Origin of the sequence: Psychroserpens algicola (assembly GCF_014526325.1) — a bacterium.
GTDB classification, from domain to species: Bacteria; Bacteroidota; Bacteroidia; order Flavobacteriales; family Flavobacteriaceae; genus Psychroserpens; species Psychroserpens algicola.
This window is the reverse complement of sequence record NZ_JACNMJ010000001.1, coordinates 773,162-796,600: the sequence shown is the minus strand read 5'-3', so window position 1 is coordinate 796,600 and position 23,439 is coordinate 773,162. Positions and strand designations below refer to the sequence as shown.

At 34.1% G+C, this 23,439-nt stretch carries 20 protein-coding genes; 11 read left to right on the top strand and 9 right to left on the bottom strand.

Going from position 1 to position 23,439, the window contains the following annotated elements; translation table 11 throughout:
- Window positions 1–2 precede the first annotated feature (2 nt).
- On the top strand, window positions 3–785 hold the full coding sequence (gene lolB1 / locus H7350_RS03225) for a lipoprotein insertase outer membrane protein LolB1 (RefSeq protein ID WP_204344431.1): 783 nt from the start codon (window positions 3–5) through the stop codon (window positions 783–785).
- Window positions 775–1,992, top strand: a complete 1,218-nt coding sequence (locus H7350_RS03220; protein ID WP_204344430.1) for a murein hydrolase activator EnvC family protein — start codon at window positions 775–777, stop codon at window positions 1,990–1,992. The genes lolB1 and H7350_RS03220 overlap by 11 nt, the downstream gene beginning before the upstream one ends.
- Window positions 1,993–3,328: 1,336 nt before the next feature.
- Here H7350_RS03220 and H7350_RS03215 read toward each other — a convergent pair.
- Entirely contained in the window at window positions 3,329–3,841 is a 513-nt protein-coding gene (locus tag H7350_RS03215) for an acyl-CoA thioesterase (RefSeq protein WP_204344429.1), read from the bottom strand.
- A gap of 93 nt (window positions 3,842–3,934) precedes the next feature.
- A complete protein-coding gene (locus tag H7350_RS03210; RefSeq protein ID WP_204344428.1) occupies window positions 3,935–4,873 on the bottom strand; it encodes an HU domain-containing protein in 939 nt (312 codons plus the stop codon).
- A 103-nt stretch (window positions 4,874–4,976) separates the two neighbouring features.
- On the opposite strand from H7350_RS03210, the gene dprA reads away from it, so the two are divergent.
- Window positions 4,977–6,080 (top strand): DNA-processing protein DprA, encoded by a 1,104-nt coding sequence (gene dprA / locus H7350_RS03205; protein ID WP_204344427.1) that lies wholly within the window; start codon window positions 4,977–4,979, stop codon window positions 6,078–6,080.
- On the opposite strand, the gene trpS is transcribed toward dprA, so the two are convergent.
- On the bottom strand, window positions 6,077–7,045 hold the full coding sequence (gene trpS / locus H7350_RS03200; protein WP_204344426.1) for a tryptophan--tRNA ligase: 969 nt from the start codon (window positions 7,043–7,045) through the stop codon (window positions 6,077–6,079). The genes dprA and trpS overlap by 4 nt on opposite strands.
- A gap of 112 nt (window positions 7,046–7,157) precedes the next feature.
- Between trpS and H7350_RS03195 the strand changes: the two genes are divergently transcribed.
- A complete protein-coding gene (locus H7350_RS03195; protein WP_204344425.1) occupies window positions 7,158–7,895 on the top strand; it encodes a lysophospholipid acyltransferase family protein in 738 nt (245 codons plus the stop codon).
- 85 nt (window positions 7,896–7,980) lie between these two features.
- On the opposite strand, the gene H7350_RS03190 is transcribed toward H7350_RS03195, so the two are convergent.
- The 4 genes from H7350_RS03190 to recA form a co-directional block, all read right to left on the bottom strand.
- On the bottom strand, window positions 7,981–9,579 hold the full coding sequence (locus H7350_RS03190; RefSeq protein WP_204344424.1) for a hypothetical protein: 1,599 nt from the start codon (window positions 9,577–9,579) through the stop codon (window positions 7,981–7,983).
- Window positions 9,579–10,121: a sigma-70 family RNA polymerase sigma factor gene (locus H7350_RS03185; RefSeq protein WP_204344423.1), complete on the bottom strand. Its 543-nt coding sequence runs from the start codon at window positions 10,119–10,121 to the stop codon at window positions 9,579–9,581. Before H7350_RS03185 ends, H7350_RS03190 begins: the two co-directional genes overlap by 1 nt.
- Window positions 10,122–10,148: 27 nt before the next feature.
- On the bottom strand, window positions 10,149–10,559 hold the full coding sequence (locus H7350_RS03180; RefSeq protein WP_204344422.1) for a hypothetical protein: 411 nt from the start codon (window positions 10,557–10,559) through the stop codon (window positions 10,149–10,151).
- Between the two features lie 123 nt (window positions 10,560–10,682).
- Window positions 10,683–11,687, bottom strand: a complete 1,005-nt coding sequence (gene recA, locus H7350_RS03175; protein ID WP_204344421.1) for a recombinase RecA — start codon at window positions 11,685–11,687, stop codon at window positions 10,683–10,685.
- A gap of 431 nt (window positions 11,688–12,118) precedes the next feature.
- Between recA and trhO the strand changes: the two genes are divergently transcribed.
- Window positions 12,119–13,189 carry an oxygen-dependent tRNA uridine(34) hydroxylase TrhO gene (trhO, locus tag H7350_RS03170; protein ID WP_204344420.1) on the top strand — a complete coding sequence of 357 codons (1,071 nt, stop codon included), beginning with the start codon at window positions 12,119–12,121 and terminating at the stop codon, window positions 13,187–13,189.
- Window positions 13,190–14,194 carry a radical SAM protein gene (locus tag H7350_RS03165; RefSeq protein WP_204344419.1) on the top strand — a complete coding sequence of 335 codons (1,005 nt, stop codon included), beginning with the start codon at window positions 13,190–13,192 and terminating at the stop codon, window positions 14,192–14,194.
- 7 nt (window positions 14,195–14,201) lie between these two features.
- Here the strand turns inward: H7350_RS03165 and H7350_RS03160 are convergent, their stop codons facing one another.
- Window positions 14,202–15,599 carry a peptidoglycan DD-metalloendopeptidase family protein gene (locus H7350_RS03160; protein ID WP_204344418.1) on the bottom strand — a complete coding sequence of 466 codons (1,398 nt, stop codon included), beginning with the start codon at window positions 15,597–15,599 and terminating at the stop codon, window positions 14,202–14,204.
- A gap of 231 nt (window positions 15,600–15,830) precedes the next feature.
- Here H7350_RS03160 and H7350_RS03155 point away from each other — a divergent pair, with 231 nt between their 5' ends.
- From H7350_RS03155 to H7350_RS03135, 5 genes are all read left to right on the top strand, one after another.
- Entirely contained in the window at window positions 15,831–17,009 is a 1,179-nt protein-coding gene (locus H7350_RS03155; RefSeq protein ID WP_204344417.1) for a PSP1 domain-containing protein, read from the top strand.
- Window positions 16,996–17,499, top strand: coding sequence for a gliding motility lipoprotein GldH (locus H7350_RS03150; RefSeq protein WP_204344416.1), 504 nt, complete (start codon window positions 16,996–16,998; stop codon window positions 17,497–17,499). The genes H7350_RS03155 and H7350_RS03150 overlap by 14 nt, the downstream gene beginning before the upstream one ends.
- A gap of 2 nt (window positions 17,500–17,501) precedes the next feature.
- The gene (locus H7350_RS03145; protein WP_204344415.1) at window positions 17,502–19,859 is read left to right on the top strand and encodes a penicillin-binding protein 1A; all 2,358 of its coding nucleotides are present in this window, start codon (window positions 17,502–17,504) and stop codon (window positions 19,857–19,859) included.
- Between the two features lie 85 nt (window positions 19,860–19,944).
- The gene (locus H7350_RS03140) at window positions 19,945–20,646 is read left to right on the top strand and encodes a CoA transferase subunit A (RefSeq protein WP_204344414.1); all 702 of its coding nucleotides are present in this window, start codon (window positions 19,945–19,947) and stop codon (window positions 20,644–20,646) included.
- Between the two features lie 2 nt (window positions 20,647–20,648).
- Window positions 20,649–21,302 carry a CoA transferase subunit B gene (locus H7350_RS03135; protein ID WP_204344413.1) on the top strand — a complete coding sequence of 218 codons (654 nt, stop codon included), beginning with the start codon at window positions 20,649–20,651 and terminating at the stop codon, window positions 21,300–21,302.
- Window positions 21,303–21,701: 399 nt separating this feature from the next.
- On the opposite strand, the gene H7350_RS03130 is transcribed toward H7350_RS03135, so the two are convergent.
- Window positions 21,702–23,393, bottom strand: coding sequence for an ABC transporter ATP-binding protein (locus H7350_RS03130; RefSeq protein WP_204344412.1), 1,692 nt, complete (start codon window positions 23,391–23,393; stop codon window positions 21,702–21,704).
- Between the last annotated feature and the right edge of the window lie 46 nt (window positions 23,394–23,439).

Below are 23,439 nucleotides of genomic sequence, written 5' to 3'. Positions count from 1 at the left end.
ATATGAGGATTTTAAACATTGGATTAGTGTGTATGTTTGTTGGACTATGTGTTTCCTGTAAATCTGCTCGCAGTATTGTAACAAAAGGAGAGGTCGACGACAAGTTATCTGCAAGACAATTAATTAAAGAAAATGGTAAGCAAGATGCCAAATTTAAAACACTTCAGGCTAAAGTTAAGATTGATGTAATTCAAGACTTAAAAGAATCGTCATATACCGTTAATTTACGTATGGAAAAGGATAAGACCATATGGATTAGCGCAACGCTTGGTCTTGCCAGAGCAATGATTACACCAGATAGTGTTAAGTTTTATGACAAAATCAATAACCAGTATTTTGATGGTGATTATAAGCTACTAAGTGATTTATTGGGAATTGACCTCGATTATAAAAAGGTTCAAAGTTTATTAATTGGAGAAGCGCTTTTTAATTTAAAAGATGATAATTATATCATTTCTACCAATGACAAATCCTATATTCTTCAACCTAAAAACCAAGGTGCTTTACTAGAGTTGTTTTTACTATTTAATCCATCACATTTTAAAATGGATTCTCAGCAATTGCTTCAACCTCTAAAAAAGCGATTCCTGCAAATAGATTACTTGAGTTATCAGCAAGTCGAAAAAGAGATACTACCCAAAAACCTTAAGATTATAGCTGTTGAAGATTCCGAAGAACTTAATGTGGTCATGGAGTATAAATCGGTTTCTGTTAACGAAGATGTGAGATTCCCATTTAGAATACCTTCTGGTTTTGAAGAAATAATTTTAGAAAATGCGAAATAAATCAACCTATATACTTGTTCTGTTAGTCGTATTGAATAGTTTTTCAATACAAGCACAAAGTGAAAAGCAAAAGGCACTAGAGGCTAAACGTCTCAAATTTCAGAAGGAATTAAATCAGCTCAATTCATTATTATTTTCAGATCAAAAAAAGGAAAAATCGGTTATCTCGCTGGTTGAAGATCTCAATTACAAAGTAAGTGTGAGACGAGATTTAATAAAAGTGACTAATGATCAGGCCAACTTATTGACTCGTGAAATTAACGCTAATCAAAATGAAATTTCAAGTTTGAGAAATCAATTATCAACACTGAAACAAGATTATTCTGAAATGATTGTCAAATCGTATAAGAGTAAATCTGAACAAAGTAGAGTGATGTTTCTTCTATCTTCAGAAGACTTTAAGCAAGCATACAAAAGATTGCAATACATTAAACAGTATGCCGATTATCAAAAAGAGCAAGGCGATTTGATTAAAGCTAAAACTTTAAAATTACAAGAATTAAATACCGACTTAATACGTCAGAAAAAAGATAAAGATCAACTGGTTGCTGAGAACAGAATTACCAAAAAAGAACTCGAAAAAGAATTAAAAGAGCAAGAAAAATTAATGGCTTCCATACGAAAAAACATGAGTTCGTATGCGTCAAAAATCAGACAAACACAGCAGCAAATTGATAAGATTGATAAAGAAATTGAACGCGTCATCAAAGAGGCTATCGCTGAATCTAATAGAAAAGCAGGAAACTCTTCGTCTTCTAAAGGTTTTGCATTAACACCGAAAGCAAAAATAATAGCTAAGAATTTTGCCTCAAATAAGGGAAAACTACCTTGGCCTGTTGAACGAGGTGTAGTGAAAGTACGCTATGGAACTCAACAATCTCCTATTGATCCAACGGTTAAAATAAAGAGTAATGGTGTAAGGATTGCTACCGAAAAGAGTGCAAAAGTAAAAGCCGTTTTTGAAGGTGAAGTTTCTAAAGTGATTGTTCAAAAAAATTACAATCCAATTATCATGATAAGACATGGTAATTATATTACTATTTATAGAAATTTATCTAAGTTTTATGTAAAACCAGGTGATAAAGTCACAAGAAATCAGGTGATAGGAGAGGTGTTTACCAATAGCGAAGGTGAATCTATGTTAGGATTCAATATCTATAAAGATTCCAAACCTGAAAATCCAGCTTCATGGATTTATAAGATGTAAACTTTACTAACGTCACCTTGAACTTGTTTCAAGGTCTCACAAGTTGAGTTTATCAGTAGAGCTTACATGCCAAAATTTTAATCAAAAAATAAGGCTTTTAACCCAGTAGCATTGCTAACGTCACCCTGAACTTGTTTCAGGGTCCCACAATAATACTGTTCCGTTATGAGATTCTGAAACGAGTTCAGAATGACGAAAAACCATTGTTTATAAGATTGATAACAGGAGTTTGATATGCATAGGATAATACTCAGAGAGATCACCATCAATTAGAATTCACATTGGTAGTTAAGGATTTAATGCTAAAAGGTTAATCAATAAATAGGGCTTTTAATCGGGTGGAATCTCTAACGTCACCCTGAACTTGTTTCAGGGTCCCACAAGTTGAGTTTATCAGTAGAGCTTACATGCCAAAATTTTAATCAAAAAACAAGGCTTTTAACCTAGTAGCATCGCTAACGTCACCCTGAACTTGTTTGAGGGTCCTACAAGAATATTGTTCCGTTATGAGATTCTGAAACGAGTTCAGAATGACGAAAAACATTGTTTATAAGATTGATAAACGGGAGTTTGATAAGCATAGGATAATACTCAGAGAGATTACCATCAGTTAGAATTCACATTGGTAGTTAAGGATTAAATGCCAAAAGTTAAATCAATAAATAGGGCTTTTAGTCGGGTGGCATCGCTAACGTCACCCTGAACTTGTTTGAGGGTCCTACAAGAATATTGTTCCGTTATGAGATTCTGAAACGAGTTCAGAATGACGAAAAACATTGTTTATAAGATTGATAAACGGGAGTTTGATAAGCATAGGATAATACTCAGAGAGATTACCATCAATTAAAATTCACATTGGTAGTTAATAAGGATTTAATGCTAAAAGGTTAATCAATAAATAGGGCTTTTAGTCGCGTGGCATTACTAACGTCACCCTGAACTTGTTTCAGGGTCCCACAAGTTGAGTTTATCAGTAGAGCTTACATGCCAAAATTTTAATCAAAAAACAAGGCTTTTAACCTAGTAGCATCGCTAACGTCACCTTGAACTTGTTTCAGGGTCTCACAATAATATTGTTCCGTTATGAGATTCTGAAACGAGTTCAGAATGACGAAAAACCATTGTTTATAAGATTGATAACGGGCGTATGATAAGTATAGGATAATATTCAGAGAGATTACCATCAATTAGAATTCACATAGATAATTAAGGATTAAACACCAAAAGTTAAATCAATAAATAGGGCTTTTAATCGGGCAGCATCGCTAACGTCACCCTGAACTTGTTTCAGGGTCTCATAAGTTGAGTTTATCAGTAGAGCTTACATACCAAAAGTTTAATCAAAAAATAAGGCTTTTAACTCAGTAGCATCGCCAGGCTTCATTTTCCCAGCCACAACTAAACTTAATTGCTTGCGTCGCAAAGCAGCATCATAGCGTTCTTTTTCTAGCTTAGTTTCAGCAATGAGTTCAGGAACCTTTACAGGACGACCGGTTTCATCAACAGCTACAAATGTATAAATGGCTTCATTAGCTTTAATACATTCACCAGATTCTCGGTCTTCAATCCAGACATCAAGAAAGACTTCCATAGAACTTGTAAATGCCCTTGAAACTTTTGCTTCAATAGTGACAACACTTCCTAAAGGAATAGATCGGTTAAAAGCGACATGATTTACAGAAGCAGTTACGACAATACGTCGGCTATGACGACGAGCAGCAATACTTGCAGCTCGGTCCATTCGCGCTAACAATTCACCACCAAAAAGATTATTTATAGGATTGGTTTCACTTGGTAATACCAAATCGGTCATAATTGTTTTAGACTGAAATGCTGTTCTTGGTTCCATTTAACTGTTGGGTTTAATTCGTGCAAAGGTAAGCCGATTTTAAATCCTAAGTAAACGATTTAAGATAATATAAAGAAATAAAATAGATAGCGATTAGTCTATAGCTTTCACTAATAACCAAGCGTCGCGATTGTGAGTGCGTTTTATCGTTCTTAAGGCTTTTAAGGCTTCTAAACGATCGGTATGGCTAGAATACACAACTTCATGAAGACCATAGCGGTTTACGCCAATTTTACGTGCTTTAAATCCTAAATCCCTAAGCTGTTGCACTTTTTTATCTGAATTTGCTTCAACGCGAAAGGCTCCAGCAACAATATGATAGTTTCCGGTAGGTTTTTCAACGGTTAATGTTGCAGCAGGTAATGGATTTTCGATCACAAAAGTCGCTTCTTGTACTTTAGCATCTAATTGCTCATTAGCTTCTTCCTGTGCTAATTGATTATGATTTTCAATTTGACCTGCATAAAATTTAGATGCTCCAAAACCTCCAATAGTTAAAGCAATTAAAGCAATAGCGGCATATTTAAGATAGGGTCTGCTTTTACGTTTTTCAGGAGTTATGGTTAAAGGAATAACGTCTTCAAGTTCCTCAACGGTCTCTTTATGAACTTCTCTCGTAATATTTACTGAAGAAAACTGAGATAAGCCAAAAGCATCAGTTAAATAATTGATATGATGAGAAGGTTCAAAGTTGATATTTCCTTCAGTGTTTAAAATTAAATCACCAATATTGTTTAATGCTATCGTTTCGCCTTCAATCAAATATGATTTGATAGCTTTAACTTGTTTTGCAATTTTTTCGACAGCAACTTGGTAAGGCACCTTTTCAACTTCAGCAATATAATTTGCTAAAAGTCCATCGTTAGTTTGTAACTGCTCGTTAAAAGATAAGGCCTTTTTAGGTGGATAAAATGAATGTGTTGTTTCGTGTACTTTGGCAGAAACACGATGTGTCAAAAATGCACCAAATTGAGGTACAATAACACAATCATATCGATATAGTAAGTCGCTGATGTAAGTCTCTAATTGCATAAAAACAAAGTTAAAATTTTTTTAATGCGAATAAAACATCCAGAAAAGTATTTATTAACAAGCTAATTTTTTGTTACTTGCGCATAGAAAATATACTATATTAATGACAGATCAGGATTTAATTTATACGCTCACCTTACAGCATGTGCCAAAAATTGGTGATGTTACTGCCAAAAAGTTAATTCAATATTGTGGTTCTGCAGAAGGCGTACTAAAAGAAAAACGGTCTAATTTGCTTAAAATTGATGGTATTGGTACGACGACAATTAGTACTCTTTTTGATGCGTCTCATAGAAGCAAAGCCGAAACCGAGTTACAATTTATCAAAGAGAATAACATTACATGCCTCTATTTTACTAATGACAATTATCCTGAAAAATTAAAACATTGTATTGATGGTCCGATGTTATTATTTCAATCGGGTTGTATAGAACTCAAATCACAGCGAATAATTAGCATCGTAGGCACTCGAAAGATCACAAGCTATGGTGTAGCATTTTGCGAAAAACTTATTGAACAATTAGCGCCTTTTAATCCGGTAATCGTTTCTGGTTTTGCCTACGGAACAGATATCACAGCACATAAATCGTCAATAAAAAACAACTTACAAACGATAGCATGTTTAGCCCATGGATTGAATCAAATTTACCCTAAGTCACACAAAAAGTATATGGCTGATGTAGAAAAAAACGGCGGATTTTTAACCGATTTTTGGAGCTCAGCTGTTTTTGATCGGAACAATTTTTTAAAGCGTAACCGAATTATCGCTGGCTTAAGTGAAGCGACTATAGTTATTGAATCTGCTGAAAAAGGCGGAAGTTTAGTTACTGCAGATATTGCCAACTCCTACAATCGCGATGTTTTTGCAGTTCCTGGTCGTACTACTGATAATCAGAGTATAGGATGTAATAATTTAATTAAAACACAGCAAGCACACATGCTTTCTAACCCTTTAGACATTGCTTATATGTTAAACTGGGAATTAGAACGAGAAGAAAAGCCTTCGATACAGAAACAACTGTTTGTCGAATTAACTTCCGAAGAAAAAGTAATTTATAACTACCTCAAAGGACATGGTAAACAACTATTAGATGTTATTGCCTTAGAATGTCAAATGCCTATTTTTAAAGTGGCTAGTATTTTATTGACTATGGAATTAAAAGGGGTGACACGACCGCTTCCTGGGAAGTTATTTGAGTTAATTTAATACCCAACTTTCTCACGAACTCGTTGTAATACATCATTGGCTACACGTGCTGCCTTTTCGGCTCCAACCGCTAATGCAGCATCAATTTCGTTGAGGTTTTCCATATAGTGATTGTAACGTTCACGCTGAGTTGCAAATGTTTCAAGTATCAATTCAAATAAAGCTTGTTTCGCATGACCGTAACCATAACCACCATTTTCGTAATTGGATTTCATCGTTGCAATTTCTGCTTCCGAAGCTAATAACTTATAAAGTGCAAAGCAGTTACAAGTACTCCAGTCTTTAGGATCTTCAAGTGGTGTACTATCAGTTTCTATAGACATGATTTGCTTGCGTAGTTTTTTCTCAGGAAGAAAAATATTGATAAAATTATTACGGCTTTTACTCATTTTTTCACCATCGGTTCCAGGAATGAGTTTCGTATTTTCTTGTACTTTTCCTTCAGGTAAAACAAAGGTTTCTCCCATTTTTGCATGAAAACGGGTCGCTACATCACGTGTCATTTCTATGTGTTGTAATTGGTCTTTTCCTACCGGAATAATATGAGCATCATATAATAAAATATCGGCAGCCATTAGCATAGGATACATGAATAACCCAGAGTTGACATCATCTAAACGATCGGCTTTATCTTTAAAACCATGAGCTAACTTTAAACGTTGATACGGAAAAAAACAATTTAAATACCAGGCTAATTCTGTTACTTGTGGAATATCACTCTGTCTGTAAAATACAGTTTTGTTAATGTCTAAACCAAAAGCTAACCATGTGGCTGCAACCGAATAGGTATTATGACGTAATAAATCGGCATCCTTTATCTGAGTTAGAGTATGCATATTAGCAATAAACAAATACGATTCTGTAGAAGTATCGTTAGCCATTTCAATCGCTGGTAAAATTGCACCTAAAATATTTCCTAAATGTGGTGTTCCTGTGCTTTGTATGCCTGTAAGTATTCTTGCCATATGCTCTTTTCGTAAAACGAAAATCTATTTAATTACTATTTCATTTGATATCGTCAGCAAAGGTAATTTTTTTAGTAGAATTGTTGAATTAATTTAACTAGTTTTGAGCCTCATGAAGTTTTTCAAATCTATATTTTGGGTTTTATATCGCATTTGGTTCTACATTTTAGTGGCTTTACCTATTGTTGTATTATTTCCTATTTTGATTGTATCCATTTTAAAAGAATCATGGTACCCTTTCTTTTTTAAAATATCTAGGTTATGGGCTCGCTTTATTTTAATAGGTATGGGATTCAATGTAAAAATACAACGAGAACAAATCCCTGAAGCTCATAAAAGCTATATGTTTATTGCCAATCATACTTCAATGGCAGATATCATGTTGATGTTAGTGACAGTTAAAAATCCGTTTGTATTTGTTGGGAAAAAAGAATTGGCTAAAATTCCGCTATTTGGTTTTTTCTATAAGCGTACAAGTATCTTGGTAGACAGAAGCAGTCCTAAAAGCAGACAAGCTGTTTTTTTAAGAGCGCAACGACGTTTACAACAAGGTATGAGTATTTGTATTTTTCCTGAAGGCGGTGTTCCAGACGAACACATAGTGTTAGACGAATTTAAAGATGGCGCCTTTAGAATGGCAATAAACCATCACATTCCTATAGTACCAATTACGTTTGGAGATAATAAAAAGCGATTTTCATACACCTTTTTTAGCGGCAGCCCAGGGCAAATGCGTGTTAAAATGCATAAATTTATTTCAACCGAAGGCTTAACCGTTGAGGATACTAAACGCTTAAATACTCAAGCCTATGATTTATTACTAAATCAATTGCATGCATTCAATTCTTAATACAAAAAAGCTGCCCTTGGCACAGAGCAGCTTTTCGTCATCATTGCATATAATATTGCAATAATTATCTAACCAACTAAAAAACCTAAAACTTAAAACTAAGTCCTGTATACACTCCAATAAAGAATGGCTTAAAATCACCAGACGTATCAGTGAATGTATTTATTTGATACTTGAACGTCGGTTCAAGATTAAATCGTAATTTTTCTGAAATATTATAATTCACACCAAGTCCAAAATTGGCACTATAACTCATGTCATTAATATTGGTTGCTTCTCCAACGAGTGTTTTGTCTCCATTATTTCTAACCGAATAAATTTCATTATCACTTAAAAACAAGGTGCTAAAACCACCAATAAGGTTTACTCCAATTTTTTTATCCACTAAGCTATATTCAAGCTCAATTGGTACCTCAATAAAACCAAGTTGCTGACTTATAGAGCCTTGCTCTTTAGTAAATAAAATTTCGGGACCTGTAGCAAAACTGATATTATTAGCACTTACAAAAGCACTGTTATTAATAGAATCGTTAAGTCTCACATTTTTTATTTGCTGAGCACTAGCCGCAGGACTTGTGCCATCAAACGAAAGCACATTATTAGTCGAATAGCCTAAATCAACCTTGTTGATTCCTGCTCTGATTTTTAATTTCTCACTAATGGCATAACTTCCTTTTACACCATAACTTACATTGACATCTCCTTCTTTGGTATTGTTTATAAACTGATTATCTAAAGAAGATCCCTTTCCAAGCGTATTAAAATAAACTGGAGCTACGTTAGGCGCTACACTCCATCGTTTTAGTGGTGCCTCGGCTTCTGCAATGGAATCTTTGTCTTTTTGAGCTTCAGCTATAGCAGTTTCAATTGCATTATCTTCTTTAATAATTTCATTTGCTTTTGAACTGTCTATTACAGATGATGCATTGTCTTTCTCTGAATTATCAGAAGCGCTTACACGTGTTGAATTACTATCTTTTAATGCTTTGATGAGTTGATCAATTTCAGATTGCTCTTTGTTGAGTTTATTTTGATCATCTTCAGACTCAGGTTTTAAATCTTGAGAGTTATTAACCACTGCATTAGTTTGTGTTGCCTTAGTCTGTGTTTGGTCTTTATTTTGTTTATCAGAAGATGCTATGGCTTCACGTTGTTGAGATTTGTTTACAACCGAATTCTTTTCACTTTGCTGCTCTAAAGGTTGATCCTCTGAAGAGGAAGTTGTCACAGAATTTTTGTAATCTGAGTTTGTATTAGTTGTGAATTGCTCCTTCGAAACATTGGTGTTAGTTGATGGGTTGAATTGCTCTTCTGAAACCTTAGTATCTACAATTTCAGTAGTATTTGAATCTTCTGAAGGTTTAATAGGCGAACCTTTAGTTGTCTCATCTTTATCAGGATTTGATTTGATGTCCTCCTTAGAATTATTAGTATTGGTGTTAACGACATCGTGGTCTAAAGTGTTTTCAGTATTGGTATTAAATACTTTAGTTCCAACAGTAAATAACAGAGCCAAGACAGCAGCGACACCAGCAACCTTCCACCAGATAGGAATTACCCTGCGCTTGCGCTTGTCTTTATGAAGTTCGCGTTCTATTTGTTCCCAGACAGCATCGTTAGGAGCAACTTCAAAATTTTTCAGTTGCTCTTTAAAGAGTTTGTCTATATTCTTTTTTTCACTCATTATAAACTTTGCGAGTTGGGTCTCGCTTTGTATTGTTCTATTTTTTCTTTTAAAATCAAACGTGCTCTTGACAAATTTGATTTTGATGTTCCTGTAGAAATATCTAACAGTTTTGCAATTTCCTTATGCGAATAATCGTCTAAGGCATATAAGTTAAAAACCAGTCGATAGCGATCTGGTAACTCTTGAATGATGTTTAACAAAAAATCTATGTGAATATGATCATCATCGATATCTACAGTCACATCTTCAATTTGCCCTTCATTAACGATGTCAAAAACACCAACACTTCTGTAGCGTTGTAACGCAGTATTAATCGTAATACGCTTCATCCAACCTTCTAAAGACCCTTGATTTTTAAACTGATTTATTTTTTTAAAAATCGTAATATATGCGTCTTGCAAATTATCTTCGGCTTCGACATAGTTTCGCGAATACTTCAAGCAAATCGAAAACAGTTTACTCGCATATAGCTTATATAGTTGACTTTGTGCTTGAGCATCATTTTTTTTACATCGCTCTATGAGTTGGTCTAAACTCACATAATTTAGTTTAGTTAATTTATTCTATTACTGATCGTCTACTGGAACTTCTACAATATAGTAAGTGTCATTACCATTTTCATCAACTCCTAACCAAAACCTAAATGTATAGGGACCAGTGCTATTAACCTCAAAATTGAAAGCCACTTCTTCTAATACAGCTTCCTGATTACAATCTGTATCAGGAAGAACAGTAGTTATAATAGCAACTGTTCGTTGGTTTAAATCTGTTTCATAAAAAAAGTTGTTAAACACATGACACCCAGAAGGCCTAAAATAAGTTAGCTTAATTTCATGAACATTTCCAAATTCAAACGAGTCAGGAATATCAACACTTTCTATAGGTAAAACCTCATAATAGAAGTTTGGGGCACTATCTTCAACACTACATGAAAACAGTGATAACATTAAAAAACTTAATAAAAAAATTTTCTTCATACACATAATTTAATTTTGAAATACAAAAGATTTCACTACATAGATGCATAATTTAAAGAAAGGTTGCGTCTAGAAACAAAAAAAAATCCCAAATAATGGGATTTTTTTATTGTAATGAGTTTTTTATTCTGCCGAATGGATGATAGCCCGTACTTTTTCTTCAAGCTCATCCATTAGTTCTGGGTTGTCTTTTATCAATGCTTTAACAGCATCTCGACCTTGACCTAGTTTGGTGTCACCATAACTAAACCATGAGCCACTTTTTTTAATGATTTCATGCTCGACAGCGACATCTAAAATTTCACCAACTTTTGAAATACCTTCACCATACATGATATCAAACTCACACATTTTAAATGGTGGAGCTACTTTGTTTTTTACAACTTTAACTCTGGTTTTGTTACCAGCAACTGTACCATCAGTTTCTTTAATTTGAGTAGATCGTCTAATGTCTAAACGAACTGAAGCGTAAAATTTAAGAGCATTACCACCAGTTGTGGTTTCAGGATTCCCAAACATAACACCAATTTTTTCTCTTAACTGGTTTATAAAAATAACAGTACAATTCGTTTTACTAATAGAACCTGTTAATTTTCTTAAAGCCTGTGACATCAATCGTGCATGTAATCCCATTTTAGAATCACCCATTTCACCTTCAATCTCACTTTTTGGAGTTAAAGCAGCAACAGAATCTATAACAACGATATCGATAGCTCCCGAACGAATTAAGTTATCGGCAATTTCTAAAGCCTGTTCTCCATTGTCAGGTTGAGAGATAATCAAGTTATCGATATCAACATTTAAATTTTTAGCATAAGTTCTGTCAAATGCATGTTCGGCATCAATAAAAGCAGCAATACCTCCCGCTTTTTGAGCTTCGGCAATGGCATGTAATGTCAGTGTGGTTTTACCAGAAGATTCTGGTCCATAAATTTCTATAACTCGTCCTCTAGGATAACCACCAACTCCTAAAGCAATATCTAATCCTAAAGAACCAGAAGAAATAGCTTCTACATCAACTATGGCTTGGTCACTCATTTTCATAACCGTTCCTTTTCCGTAGGCTTTATCCAACTTGTCTAAGGTTAATTTTAGCGCTTTTAATTTTGCGTCTTTTTCACTGCTCATCTATCTGTATTTTTAATTTTGAAACGTTAGCTAAAATACAACAACTTTTAATTTTTTTCATGGAATGACGCAACCTTTTTAAACTTTTTGCATCTACCAATTGAGATTGGGAAATCTTGCTATGAAAAAGAAGCCAAATCTGGCATATCCAACATTTAATTTTTGATAAAAAAGAAATGCGATTTTTTAGAAAAATTATTTTTAACAAAACTTCAGGCGTTACAGTTTCTGTACAGACTAACAGTAACTGTAAGGCCGATGGTGGATAACTCGTTATATGTTTTTAAGACAAATTAAAAATATAAATAACGAGTTAGTCCTCAAAAAAGCCCTTTAGATCGTCTAAAGGGCTTTTTTATTGTACTCATTTGATATTCTATTAAAAAGAATACCTTTGCAAAATAATTCTTTAACCTTAAAATTAGTATAGCATGCAACTGTACAATAACTTGAGTGCTAAAGAAAGAGCCGAACTTATTGAAAAAGCAGGAAAAGAACGCTTAACAATCTCTTTCTACAAGTACGCCAAAATTGGCAACACCGAAATTTTTAGAAACCACATGTTTTTAGCTTGGGACGCACAAGATGTCTTGGGTCGAATTTATGTTGCTCACGAAGGAATTAACGCTCAACTTTCTGTGCCTGCAGAAAACTTCGATGCTTTTAAGCAACATTTGGATACCATATCATTTTTAGAAAATGTGCGATTAAATATTGCTGTAGAACACGATAACTTCGCCTTTTTAAAACTGAAAGTTAAAGTACGTCATAAAATCGTAGCCGATGGCTTAAACGATGATACTTTTGATGTGACTAATAAAGGTGTTCATGTTAATGCTGAGAGATTTAATGAACTCATAGAAGATCCTGACACGGTTCTGGTCGATATGAGAAATCACTATGAAAGTGAAATAGGTCACTTTAAAAATGCTGTTACTCCTGATGTAGATACGTTTAGAGAATCTCTAGATTTAATCGAAGAAGACTTAAGAGCTCATAAAGAGGATAAAAAATTAGTGATGTACTGTACAGGTGGTATTCGTTGTGAGAAAGCCAGTGCTTATTATAAACATAAAGGTTTTAAAAATGTATTTCAGCTTGAAGGAGGTATTATAAATTATGTGAGACAAGTTGAAGCTAATAACTTAGAGAATAAGTTTCTAGGCAAGAATTTTGTGTTCGATCAACGACGGTCTGAGCGTATTTCTGATGATGTCATTGCCAATTGTCATCAATGCGGAAAACCAGCAGACATGCATACGAACTGTGCTAATGAAGCATGTCACTTGTTGTTTATCCAGTGTGATGAATGTAAAGAAAAAATGGAAAACTGCTGTTCTACATCATGTATGGAAATTAACAGGTTACCACATGAAGAACAAAAAGCACTTCGCAAAGGTCAAGGCAATAGCAACGATATCTTTAAAAAAGGAAGAGCAGATCATTTACCCTATAAAAAAGACTTAAGGAATATTTTTGATACCTTTAAGAAAACTGTGTAAATGAACATCTACAAACTTTTACAACTTAACAGAAAAATTAAAAGCCACAGAATTAAATTTCTAGCGCTATACCTGCTCCATAAATTCAATAAACGTTATTTAGCAGTTAACCTAGATCCTGTTATGGCATGCAATTTACGTTGTAAAATGTGCTATTTCACCGATGCAGATTATGTAAAAACACTCAAAGGTCAATTTAAAGATGATGACTTAGATCAAGTGGCTAAGGCCATTTTCAAAAGAGCTTTAAAACTTCAAATAGGTTGTGGAACCGAACCTACACTTTACAAAAACCTAGTTAAAATTGTAGAATTAGGTAAGCAATATAAGGTGCCATATATCTCTATAACGACCAATGCTAATTTACTTACTGAAGAGAAAATAGAAGACTTATTAAAAGCAGGACTTAATGAATTCACCATATCACTTCATGGTGTAACTAAAGAGAGTTATGAGAATTTCATGAAAAAAGCGAACTATGAAAAATTTCAAAATGCGTTTAAGGCCTTTGCTAAGTTAAAAGCAACCTATGATTTTAAAGTCAGAATTAATTATACGTTCAATAAAGATAATTTCTACGAACTAAAGGATTTCTTCAAACACTTTAGCGCAAAAGGATTTGACATTCTTCAAATTAGACCTATTCAAAAAATAGGAAATACAGAGTACAACGATTTTAATATTTCATCTCTTGAAAAGGATTATCCTAAAATGATTTCAGAAATAAGAGCTAATTGCATTGAAAATCACATCATTTTAATGGCTCCTGAAACCTTGTCGACACTTCAGGGAGAAAACCAGTCTAGCCTAATTTTTGATTATACGTTTTGTTATGTCTCTCCCAATAAATTCTGGAAAGAAGGGTTTAATTGGAGAGAAGAGTCATTTAATGATTATTCCAAAAAAATAGGGTGGAGCCAATTGCTTTTTTCTAATGCATTTAAATCGAAATCAGAATTAAAAACTCTATCCAATAGATTAAACTACGAGATAGAGTTTAATTAATTGTTTTTTATTCTTTAACAAGTTTGATTGTTTTTGTCTCTTTCAAATCACTTTCGAGTTTTATAATATATAGACCATTCGAGAGGTTTTCAAGATTAAGACTCTGAATACCTTCGGAAAACTGCTCAATTGAAAGAACAGACTTACCTAAAACATCTACAACCTTAGCTTTCACAATTTTTTTATCTGAAATGATTTGCACATGATCGGTAAAAGGGTTAGGATACACCGAAGTTTGGCTTAAATCGTTATCTTCAACACTCAGTGGATCACCAACGTTAAAAGCATGAGTTACAGTGTCTCCACCATAAGTCGCCTCCCATTTCCATTCGCCTTGAATATCCAATGTGAAAATCCATCGCCACCATGATGCTGGATAATTGTCGGTTAAGTCAAAATTCCAATTGTATAAATCTGTATTATCAGGTCTAATAAGTCTAAGGTTTACACTTGTTCCCGCAATCTGGTCTTTTAAATATATAGCAAAATGAATGGATTGGTTGAGGTCAAATTGATTCTCTTCATTTGTGGTTTCGGTTGTTGGACAGGCTGGAAATATAGGGTCTGCATCATGTGTCAATACAGCATTTACTCCTGGGTTGATATAAGGTCTTTGCGATTGCCACCAAGAATCAACATTCATGTTATTACAACTTCCAGCATAAGGATCTACCAATTGAGTATAGCTGTTATCTGTATACACTTCAAAGTGTAAATGAGGTCCTGTAGAGTTTCCGGAACTGCCAACAATACCCAAATATTCGCCCTCGGCAACCATATCACCTACGTTTTTCGGATTTAATGAGCCATTTTTCATATGTCCATACCAAGCAACACTACCATCAAAGTGTTGTACATATATAGCGTTCCAGATATTATTATTAAAATTACAGCTTCGATCGAACTCACCATCGTGTTTTGCAATTATTTGCCCAGGAGCAGCAGCAATTATTTCAGCTTCATCATTATCCATCATTTTCCATCCAAAAGGCCAGGTAAACATGTCGATGCCTTGATGATTATAACCGCTATTAGTATCATAAGATTTAGTGCCACAATTGTAATCGGTTAATTGATTTGGATAACTGGGATTATGATCTACATATCCAGAAATTCCATAAATCTCATTGTAATTTGATTCTGTAGCTTTTCTTAATGGCCAAATAAATAAAGGATGACCTCCTCCTCGGTTTTGAGAAGCAAAAAGTGCGTTTTCACGTTTTAGCAGACCTTCATTAGCTTGTAATGTTTCTTTTATATGGTTTCTTTGTTCGGTAGTTAAACATGGAGACTTGTCTGAATTAAAAACAAATTCGCCTCCATTAGCATTTTGATTTGGAGATTGAGAATAGCTAAAACTTAAAAAGAAAAAAGTAAGTAAACAGTGTGTAATTTTAAATTTCATAATCAATGGTTTTAAAGTGTTATGCTTTATCATCGATTTGAGATGAAAATGTGAGCAATAAATTTTATAACATGTTTAAATATAGGGTTTTATATTTTAAATACCCTTGTAAAATTAGTCGGTATCTCTTTCCTTATTTTTGTGAATAAATAATCTTATCTTTACATTTCAAAATTAATATTAATCGTCATTCAGAAACACATTTGTTTACTGGATTATATATAACATTTCATGAGTTGTAACAGTTGCTCAACTGGAAAGGATGGACAACCCAAAGGATGCAAAAACAATGGAACTTGCGGTACAGATAGCTGCAATAAACTCACTGTTTTTGATTGGTTGGCCAACATGTCGTTACCGCAAGGTCAAGAACCCTTCAAAGGTGTTGAAGTCCGTTTTAAAAATGGACGAAAACAATACTACAAAAACACAGAAAATCTAACACTAAGCATAGGAGATATTGTTGCTACACAAGCCAAATCAGGCCATGATATTGGTATGGTAACTCTTACAGGTGAACTGGTAAGAGTGCAAATGAAACGTAAAAAAATCAATATTGATGACGAAGAAAACGTTCTAAAAATTTATCGAAAGGCGAGCCAAAAAGATATTGATATTTGGTCGGCGGCAAGAGATAAGGAAGAACCAATGAAAGTCAAAGCAAGACAATTTGCTATCGATTTAAAGCTTAAAATGAAAATCTCTGATATCGAGTATCAAGGTGATGCTAGTAAAGCGACATTTTATTATACCGCTGAAGAACGTGTCGATTTTAGAGAACTGATTAAGGTTTTTGCAAGAGAGTTTAGAACTAGAATTGAAATGAAACAAGTTGGTTTTCGTCAAGAAGCAGCCCGACTTGGTGGTATTGGTTCTTGTGGAAGAGAACTGTGTTGTTCTACATGGTTAACCGATTTTAGATCTGTTAGCACTTCAGCAGCACGCTACCAGCAATTATCATTAAACCCACTAAAACTCGCTGGTCAATGCGGGAAGTTAAAATGCTGTCTTAACTACGAATTAGATGCCTACCTTGATGCATTAAAAGCATTTCCTAAAACTGAAACAAGATTGTATACAGAAAAAGGAAAAGCTGTATGTCAAAAAACTGATATTTTTAAAGGCCATATGTGGTATGCATATGAAGGCGAATGGATGAATTGGCACGTATTAACGACTGAACAGGCCAATGAAATTATTGCAAAAAATAAGCGAAAAGAAAAAGTAGCAAGTTTAGAAGAATACGCATCTCAACTTATAGAAGATACTAAAACAGAGTTTGAAAACGTTGTTGGTCAAGACAGTTTAACACGTTTTGATAGTCCAAAACGTAAAAAGAAACGTAGAAATAATAGAAACAAACAAAGACCGCATAACAAAAAACCAAAGAATAGTAATGCAAAAAAATAAGTGCTGGCTCATTTGTTTATTTATAATAGTAGTTACAGTATCTTGTGATGCTAATCGTGTATTTGACGAATATAAATCGGTGCCAGATGAATGGGATAAAGACAATAAAGTAGAATTTAAAATCAATCCGCCAGATTCAACAAATACCTATAATTTATATGTTAATTTAAGGAATACCGAAGCATATAAATACAGTAACTTATTTTTGATTATAGAGCTTAATTATCCTAATGGAAAAACAGTTAAGGACACATTAGAATATAAAATGGCAAATCCAGATGGGACTTTTTTAGGAACAGGATTTACCGATGTTAAAGAAAATAAATTATGGTATAAAGGATATCAAACGCCTTTCATATTTAATGAATCAGGAGAGTATACCGTTACCATACAACATGCCATGAGACAAAACGGAAGTGTGGATGGCATTGATAAATTAGAAGGCATCACAGATGTTGGTTTTAGAATAGAGCATTCGCAAACTCATTGATTATGGCAAAAAAAACAGTAGCAAAGAAAAAACCTGCTAAGGATAACGCTCAAGACTTTTCAAAATATGTAAGACGCTTCTGGATGCTATTTGCAGGAGGTGTTTTTGCATTCTTTTTTATGTTTTTATTAGCGTCTTGGGGCGCATTAGGTGAAATGCCTGATCATACCATTCTTGAAAATCCTAAAACATTTTTAGCAACAGAAATCATTTCTTCTGATGGTAAAACCTTAGGAAAATTTTATTTAGACGATAATAGAACACCAGTAGATTATGAAGAGCTGCCAAAACAACTGGTTGACGCTCTTGTTGCAACCGAAGATATTAGACATTACGACCATTCTGGTATTGATTTTAGAGGCACTATGAGAGCTATTGTAAAAATGGGAAGAGGCGGAGGAGCCAGTACCATTTCTCAACAATTAGCCAAACAATTGTTCACAAAGCAAGTCTCTTCAAATAAAATCCAGCGTGTTTTTCAAAAGGTTAGAGAGTGGGTTATTGCAATTCGTTTGGAACGTCAGTATACCAAAGAAGAAATCATAGCCATGTATTTTAATATTTATGACTTCGGAAATAATGCCGATGGGATTAGAAGTGCATCACGTATTTACTTCGGAAAAGAGCCAAAAGATCTAGAGCTTAAGGAATCTGCTATGCTTGTGGGAATGTTTAAAAATTCCTCATTATACAATCCAAGACCTCACCGCAACCCTGAAGGAGTAAAAAACAGACGTAATGTGGTATTGGCTCAAATGAATAAATACGAGTACATTTCAGAACAACTAAAAGATAGTTTACAGAAAACAGAATTGGATTTAAACTATTCTCCAGAATCGCATCGTGAAGGAACTGCAACTTATTTTAGAGCATACTTAGACAAGTTTATGAAAGACTGGATTAAAAAGAATCCTAAACCTGATGGCTCAACATATAATTTATACAACGACGGACTTAAAATATACACAACTATAGACTCTAGAATGCAAGAATATGCCGAGGATGCAGTAGCTAGACATATGCCAAGACTTCAAGCCGAATTTGATAATCAAAATACACCAGACCGTAATAAGACAGCACCATTTCTAGATCTTGAACCTCAAGAGATTAAAGATTTAATGAACGCTAGTATGAAACGTTCTGAACGCTGGAGGGTTTTGAGAGCACAAGGTAAATCTGAAAAAGAAATAGTAGCGTCATTTGAAAAACCTGTTCAAATGAGCATTTTTGCTTGGAAAGATGGGCAACCTAGCGAAATAGATACGGTGATGAAGCCTATCGATTCTATGCGCTATTACAAATCTTTTTTACAACCAGGTATGATGTCTATGGATCCTCAAACTGGCCATGTAAAAGCTTGGGTAGGAGGAATGAATTACAGACATTTTCAGTATGATCACGTAAAACAAGGAAAGCGTCAGGTAGGTTCTACATTTAAACCTTTTGTGTATGCTACAGCTATAGATCAATTACACTTATCACCTTGTGATACTATCCCAAGACAACAAATCACAATAGAAGCTGAAAAATATGGTAATCCAGAGCCTTGGACAGCTAAAAACTCTGATGGTAGATACGATGGGTTTTTGACATTAAAATCTGCTTTAGGAAATTCAGTAAACACAGCAACAGCACGATTAATGGATAAAGTTGGTCCAGAACCTGTTGTAGATATGGCTAAAAACTTAGGTATTACTTCTGAAATTCCTGCCGTTCCTGCTATCTCATTGGGAACACCAGATATTAGTGTGTATGAAATGGTCGCAGCCTATGCTACATTTGCTAATAAAGGTGTTTACAATAAACCAGTAATGGTAACCAGAGTTGAAGATAAAAACGGAACAATTCTATATCAATTTACTCCAGAAACTAAAGATGTTTTAAGTGCTGAGGTTGCTTATACTACAGTTAATTTAATGCAAGGTGTTGTCGAATCGGGATCGGGAAGCAGACTTCGAGATAGCTGGAGAGCTAACCAAACCCTATATAAAGAAATTATAACAGGATATCCTTACGAATTAACAAATCCAATTGCAGGAAAAACAGGAACAACACAAAATCAAAGTGATGGTTGGTTCATGGGAATGGTACCAAATTTAGTCACAGGAGTTTGGGTAGGTGCCGAAGATAGAGCAGCACACTTTAAACATATTTCATATGGTCAAGGCGCTTCAATGGCATTACCTATTTGGGGCATGTATATGAAGTCTTGTTATGCAGACGAAGAATTAGGGATTTCAAAAGATAATTTTGAAAAACCTGCAAACCTATCCATTGAGGTTGATTGTGCCAAGTGGAAAGGTAATGGTGATGAAGGCGCAAATCCTGCCGATGAACTTGATGGTGTTCTAGATTTTTAATACCTAATTTATTATAAAATCTTAAGCCGTTCATTTTTGAATGGCTTTTTTATTTCGTAATTTTCCAAGAGTAAATTTATAACAAATGATTAGTAAAAAAGTAGCTAATGTTCAAGAAGCACTTGAAGGTGTTAAAGATAATATGACCTTTATGTTTGGTGGTTTTGGACTTTCAGGAATTCCTGAAAATGCAATAGCAGAATTAGTGCGTATAGGAACTAAAGGACTTAAATGCATATCTAATAATGCAGGCGTAGATGATTTTGGATTAGGCTTGTTATTACAAGGCAAACAAATTGATAAAATGACCTCGTCATATGTGGGTGAAAATGATGAATTTGAACGCCAGATGCTATCAGGTGAACTCGAAGTTGAATTGATTCCTCAAGGAACCCTTGCCGAACGTTGTAGAGCAGCTCAAGCTGGTTTTCCAGCAGTATATACTCCTGCTGGTTTTGGAACAGAGGTCGCTGAAGGTAAAGAAACCAGAGAATTTGATGGTAAAATGTATGTTTTAGAATATGCGTTTAAAGCCGATTTTGCTTTTGTAAAAGCTTGGAAAGGAGACGAAGCTGGAAATCTTATTTTTAAAGGAACAGCTCGTAATTTTAATCCTAATATGTGCGGCGCTGCAAAAATTACTGTTGCTGAGGTTGAAGAGTTAGTGCCAGTTGGAACACTCGATCCTAATCAAATTCATATTCCAGGGATATTTGTTAAGCGCATATTTCAAGGTGAACATTATGAAAAACGAATTGAACAACGAACAGTTAGACAAAGACAATAATTATGTTAGATAAAAACGGAATTGCAAAACGTATCGCAAAGGAAGTCCAAGACGGTTACTATGTAAATCTCGGTATCGGAATTCCAACATTAGTAGCCAACTATGTGAGGGATGATATTGAAGTAGAATTTCAAAGTGAAAATGGTGTACTTGGTATGGGGCCATTTCCTTTTGAAGGCGAAGAAGACGCAGATATTATCAACGCAGGAAAGCAAACCATTACCACATTGCCAGGAGCAAGTTTTTTTGATTCGGCAACAAGTTTTTCAATGATTAGAGGTCAGCATGTTGATTTAACTATTCTTGGTGCTATGGAAGTAGCTGAAAATGGCGATATTGCCAATTGGAAAATCCCAGGTAAAATGGTTAAAGGTATGGGAGGCGCTATGGATTTAGTTGCGAGTGCAGAAAATATTATTGTAGCCATGATGCATACGAATAGAGCTGGAGCATCCAAATTATTAAAGCAATGTTCATTGCCTTTAACAGGAGTTGGTTGCGTAAAAAAAGTGGTAACTAATATGGCTGTTTTAGAAGTGACCAATAAAGGATTTAAACTTTTAGAACGTGCACCAGATGTGTCGGTAGAGGATATAAAAAAGGCTACCGAAGGCGAATTAATTATTGATGGCGAAATTCCGGAAATGGATATATGATAATTTATTAATATGTATCAATAAAGCCACTTTAATGAGTGGCTTTTTTTTATGACTGATGGTAAAAAATGATTATTATTTTGTAAGAAAAATCTGTTAAATACATGTTAAATGTTAAAATTTAATGCATTTCATCGATTTATTTTGTCATTTAACTGATTTATTGAAAATAAGTTTCATATTAGCAAAACCAAATCGAAATAACCTAATTAACCAAATTTACCTAAAACGCTTACGAAATGATTTTGCCCCAAATCTATCGTAAATTTTAACCAAATGAACTTTTTTGCCCCAAATCTACCTAAACCTACGAACACCGAAAACAAGTTATTAACTGGTTTTCAAAACACCCTAAGATTGCTCAAAAACATCTTAACCTTAACTAAAAAATTATTCATGTTATAATCCTTTAGGAATAGCATGAATAAGTTTTTTGGTATAAGGCTGTTTTGGATTATTATAGATGTTATCAGCATCATCTTGTTCTTCAATTCTACCTTTATTCATAACAATTAATTGATCTGACATATATTTAACCACAGCTAAATCATGTGAAATAAATATATAAGTAAAGCCAAAGTTTGTTTTTAGTTCATTTAACAAATTAAGTACTTGCGCTTGTACAGAAATATCTAAGGCAGAAACTGATTCGTCACAAATAATGAGTTGAGGTTCAAGAGCAATAGCTCTAGCAATTCCAATACGCTGACGTTGTCCTCCCGAAAATTCATGTGGATAGCGATTAAAATAACTTTCATCTAACCCAACCTTTAAAAGCAAATCCAAAACTTTTGATTTCCTTTCGGTATCAGAAGTTCCAATGTTATGAACCTTCATAGGCTCCATAATAGCTTTACCTACAGTGAGTCTCGGGTTTAACGACGCATATGGATCTTGAAATATAATTTGAATATCTTTTCTGAGTTTTCTAATATCTGATTTTGAAAGCTTAGTAATGTCAACTCCTTGATACATAATTGAACCCGAAGTTGCTTTATTTAAAAGTAAAATAGCATTTGAAAGTGTTGATTTTCCACATCCAGATTCACCTACAAGCCCTAGAGTTTCGCCCTTATATAATTTGAAAGAGACATTATTGACAGCTTTAAAAGTTTGAGGTTTTGAAAACCAACCCGATTTTGAAATAAACTCTTTTTCGACATTTATGACTTCCAGAAGCGGTTTTTGAGCGTATATCTGTTTTTGAGTTTGAGATCGTTTTTCAGAAGTGATAATTTCAGAATTTGAAGTATTATTCATAAAATCATCTATTGTAGGCAGCTGCTTTAAACGGCTATCCATCGAAGGTCTAGAATTAATTAAAGCTTTAGTATAGATATGTTTTGGTGATTTAAAAATTTGAGTCACATCACCTTGTTCAACAATAGCTCCTTTATACATCACCATAATACGATCTGCAATTTCTGAAACCAACGACAAATCATGAGAAATAAATATAATACTCATCTGTTCTTCTAACTGTAACTGTTTGAGAAGTGTGATAATATCTTTTTGTACAGTAACATCTAATGCTGTAGTAGGCTCATCTGCAATTAATATTTTTGGTTTACAGGCAATAGCCATAGCAATCATAACCCTTTGTTTTTGTCCGCCTGAAATTTCATGAGGATAGGCACTGTAAACACGTTTTGGTAATGGCAGTTTTACTTTTTCAAAAAGAGATAAGGTTTCAGCTTTCGCTTCAGCTTTAGACAAACTTGTATGTTGAAGTAGGATTTCCAAAACTTGGTTTCCACAGGTCATAGACGGATTTAAAGAACTCATAGGTTCTTGAAATATCATTGCAATCTCATTTCCTCTTATGCTTTGAAACTGTTTAGAGCTTAGTGATGTTAAATTTTGTTGATTAAATGTAATTGTTCCTTGTGTTATTTTTGAAATACGCTTTGGAAGTAAACCCAGAATAGCCAGAGAAGAAACCGATTTACCAGAACCAGACTCGCCTACTATACCTAAAATTTCATTGGGTTGTAATTCATAGGATATGTTATGGATAATTTCACTTTCGATACCTTCAGAAGAAAAAGAAATCGAAAGATTTTTTATATCGAGTAATTTTGAGTTCTGCATAGGTAAATGTAGTCATTTTCTGTTATTGATTTACGGAAAAACCGTA

Excerpts from the sequence above, each read along its gene's own strand:
- H7350_RS03220 (WP_204344430.1), top strand. The coding sequence starts at position 775 with ATGCGAAATAAATCAACCTATATACTTGTTCTGTTAGTCGTATTGAAT.
- H7350_RS03215 (WP_204344429.1), bottom strand. The coding sequence starts at position 3,841 with ATGGAACCAAGAACAGCATTTCAGTCTAAAACAATTATGACCGATTTG.
- lolB1 (WP_204344431.1), top strand. The coding sequence starts at position 3 with ATGAGGATTTTAAACATTGGATTAGTGTGTATGTTTGTTGGACTATGT.
- recA (WP_204344421.1), bottom strand. The coding sequence starts at position 11,687 with ATGAGCAGTGAAAAAGACGCAAAATTAAAAGCGCTAAAATTAACCTTA.
- H7350_RS03180 (WP_204344422.1), bottom strand. The coding sequence starts at position 10,559 with ATGAAGAAAATTTTTTTATTAAGTTTTTTAATGTTATCACTGTTTTCA.
- H7350_RS03135 (WP_204344413.1), top strand. The coding sequence starts at position 20,649 with ATGTTAGATAAAAACGGAATTGCAAAACGTATCGCAAAGGAAGTCCAA.
- H7350_RS03130 (WP_204344412.1), bottom strand. The coding sequence starts at position 23,393 with ATGCAGAACTCAAAATTACTCGATATAAAAAATCTTTCGATTTCTTTT.
- H7350_RS03155 (WP_204344417.1), top strand. The coding sequence starts at position 15,831 with ATGAGTTGTAACAGTTGCTCAACTGGAAAGGATGGACAACCCAAAGGA.
- H7350_RS03195 (WP_204344425.1), top strand. The coding sequence starts at position 7,158 with ATGAAGTTTTTCAAATCTATATTTTGGGTTTTATATCGCATTTGGTTC.
- H7350_RS03140 (WP_204344414.1), top strand. The coding sequence starts at position 19,945 with ATGATTAGTAAAAAAGTAGCTAATGTTCAAGAAGCACTTGAAGGTGTT.
- H7350_RS03165 (WP_204344419.1), top strand. The coding sequence starts at position 13,190 with ATGAACATCTACAAACTTTTACAACTTAACAGAAAAATTAAAAGCCAC.
- trhO (WP_204344420.1), top strand. The coding sequence starts at position 12,119 with ATGCAACTGTACAATAACTTGAGTGCTAAAGAAAGAGCCGAACTTATT.
- trpS (WP_204344426.1), bottom strand. The coding sequence starts at position 7,045 with ATGGCAAGAATACTTACAGGCATACAAAGCACAGGAACACCACATTTA.
- H7350_RS03150 (WP_204344416.1), top strand. The coding sequence starts at position 16,996 with ATGCAAAAAAATAAGTGCTGGCTCATTTGTTTATTTATAATAGTAGTT.
- H7350_RS03190 (WP_204344424.1), bottom strand. The coding sequence starts at position 9,579 with ATGAGTGAAAAAAAGAATATAGACAAACTCTTTAAAGAGCAACTGAAA.
- H7350_RS03145 (WP_204344415.1), top strand. The coding sequence starts at position 17,502 with ATGGCAAAAAAAACAGTAGCAAAGAAAAAACCTGCTAAGGATAACGCT.
- H7350_RS03160 (WP_204344418.1), bottom strand. The coding sequence starts at position 15,599 with ATGAAATTTAAAATTACACACTGTTTACTTACTTTTTTCTTTTTAAGT.
- dprA (WP_204344427.1), top strand. The coding sequence starts at position 4,977 with ATGACAGATCAGGATTTAATTTATACGCTCACCTTACAGCATGTGCCA.
- H7350_RS03210 (WP_204344428.1), bottom strand. The coding sequence starts at position 4,873 with ATGCAATTAGAGACTTACATCAGCGACTTACTATATCGATATGATTGT.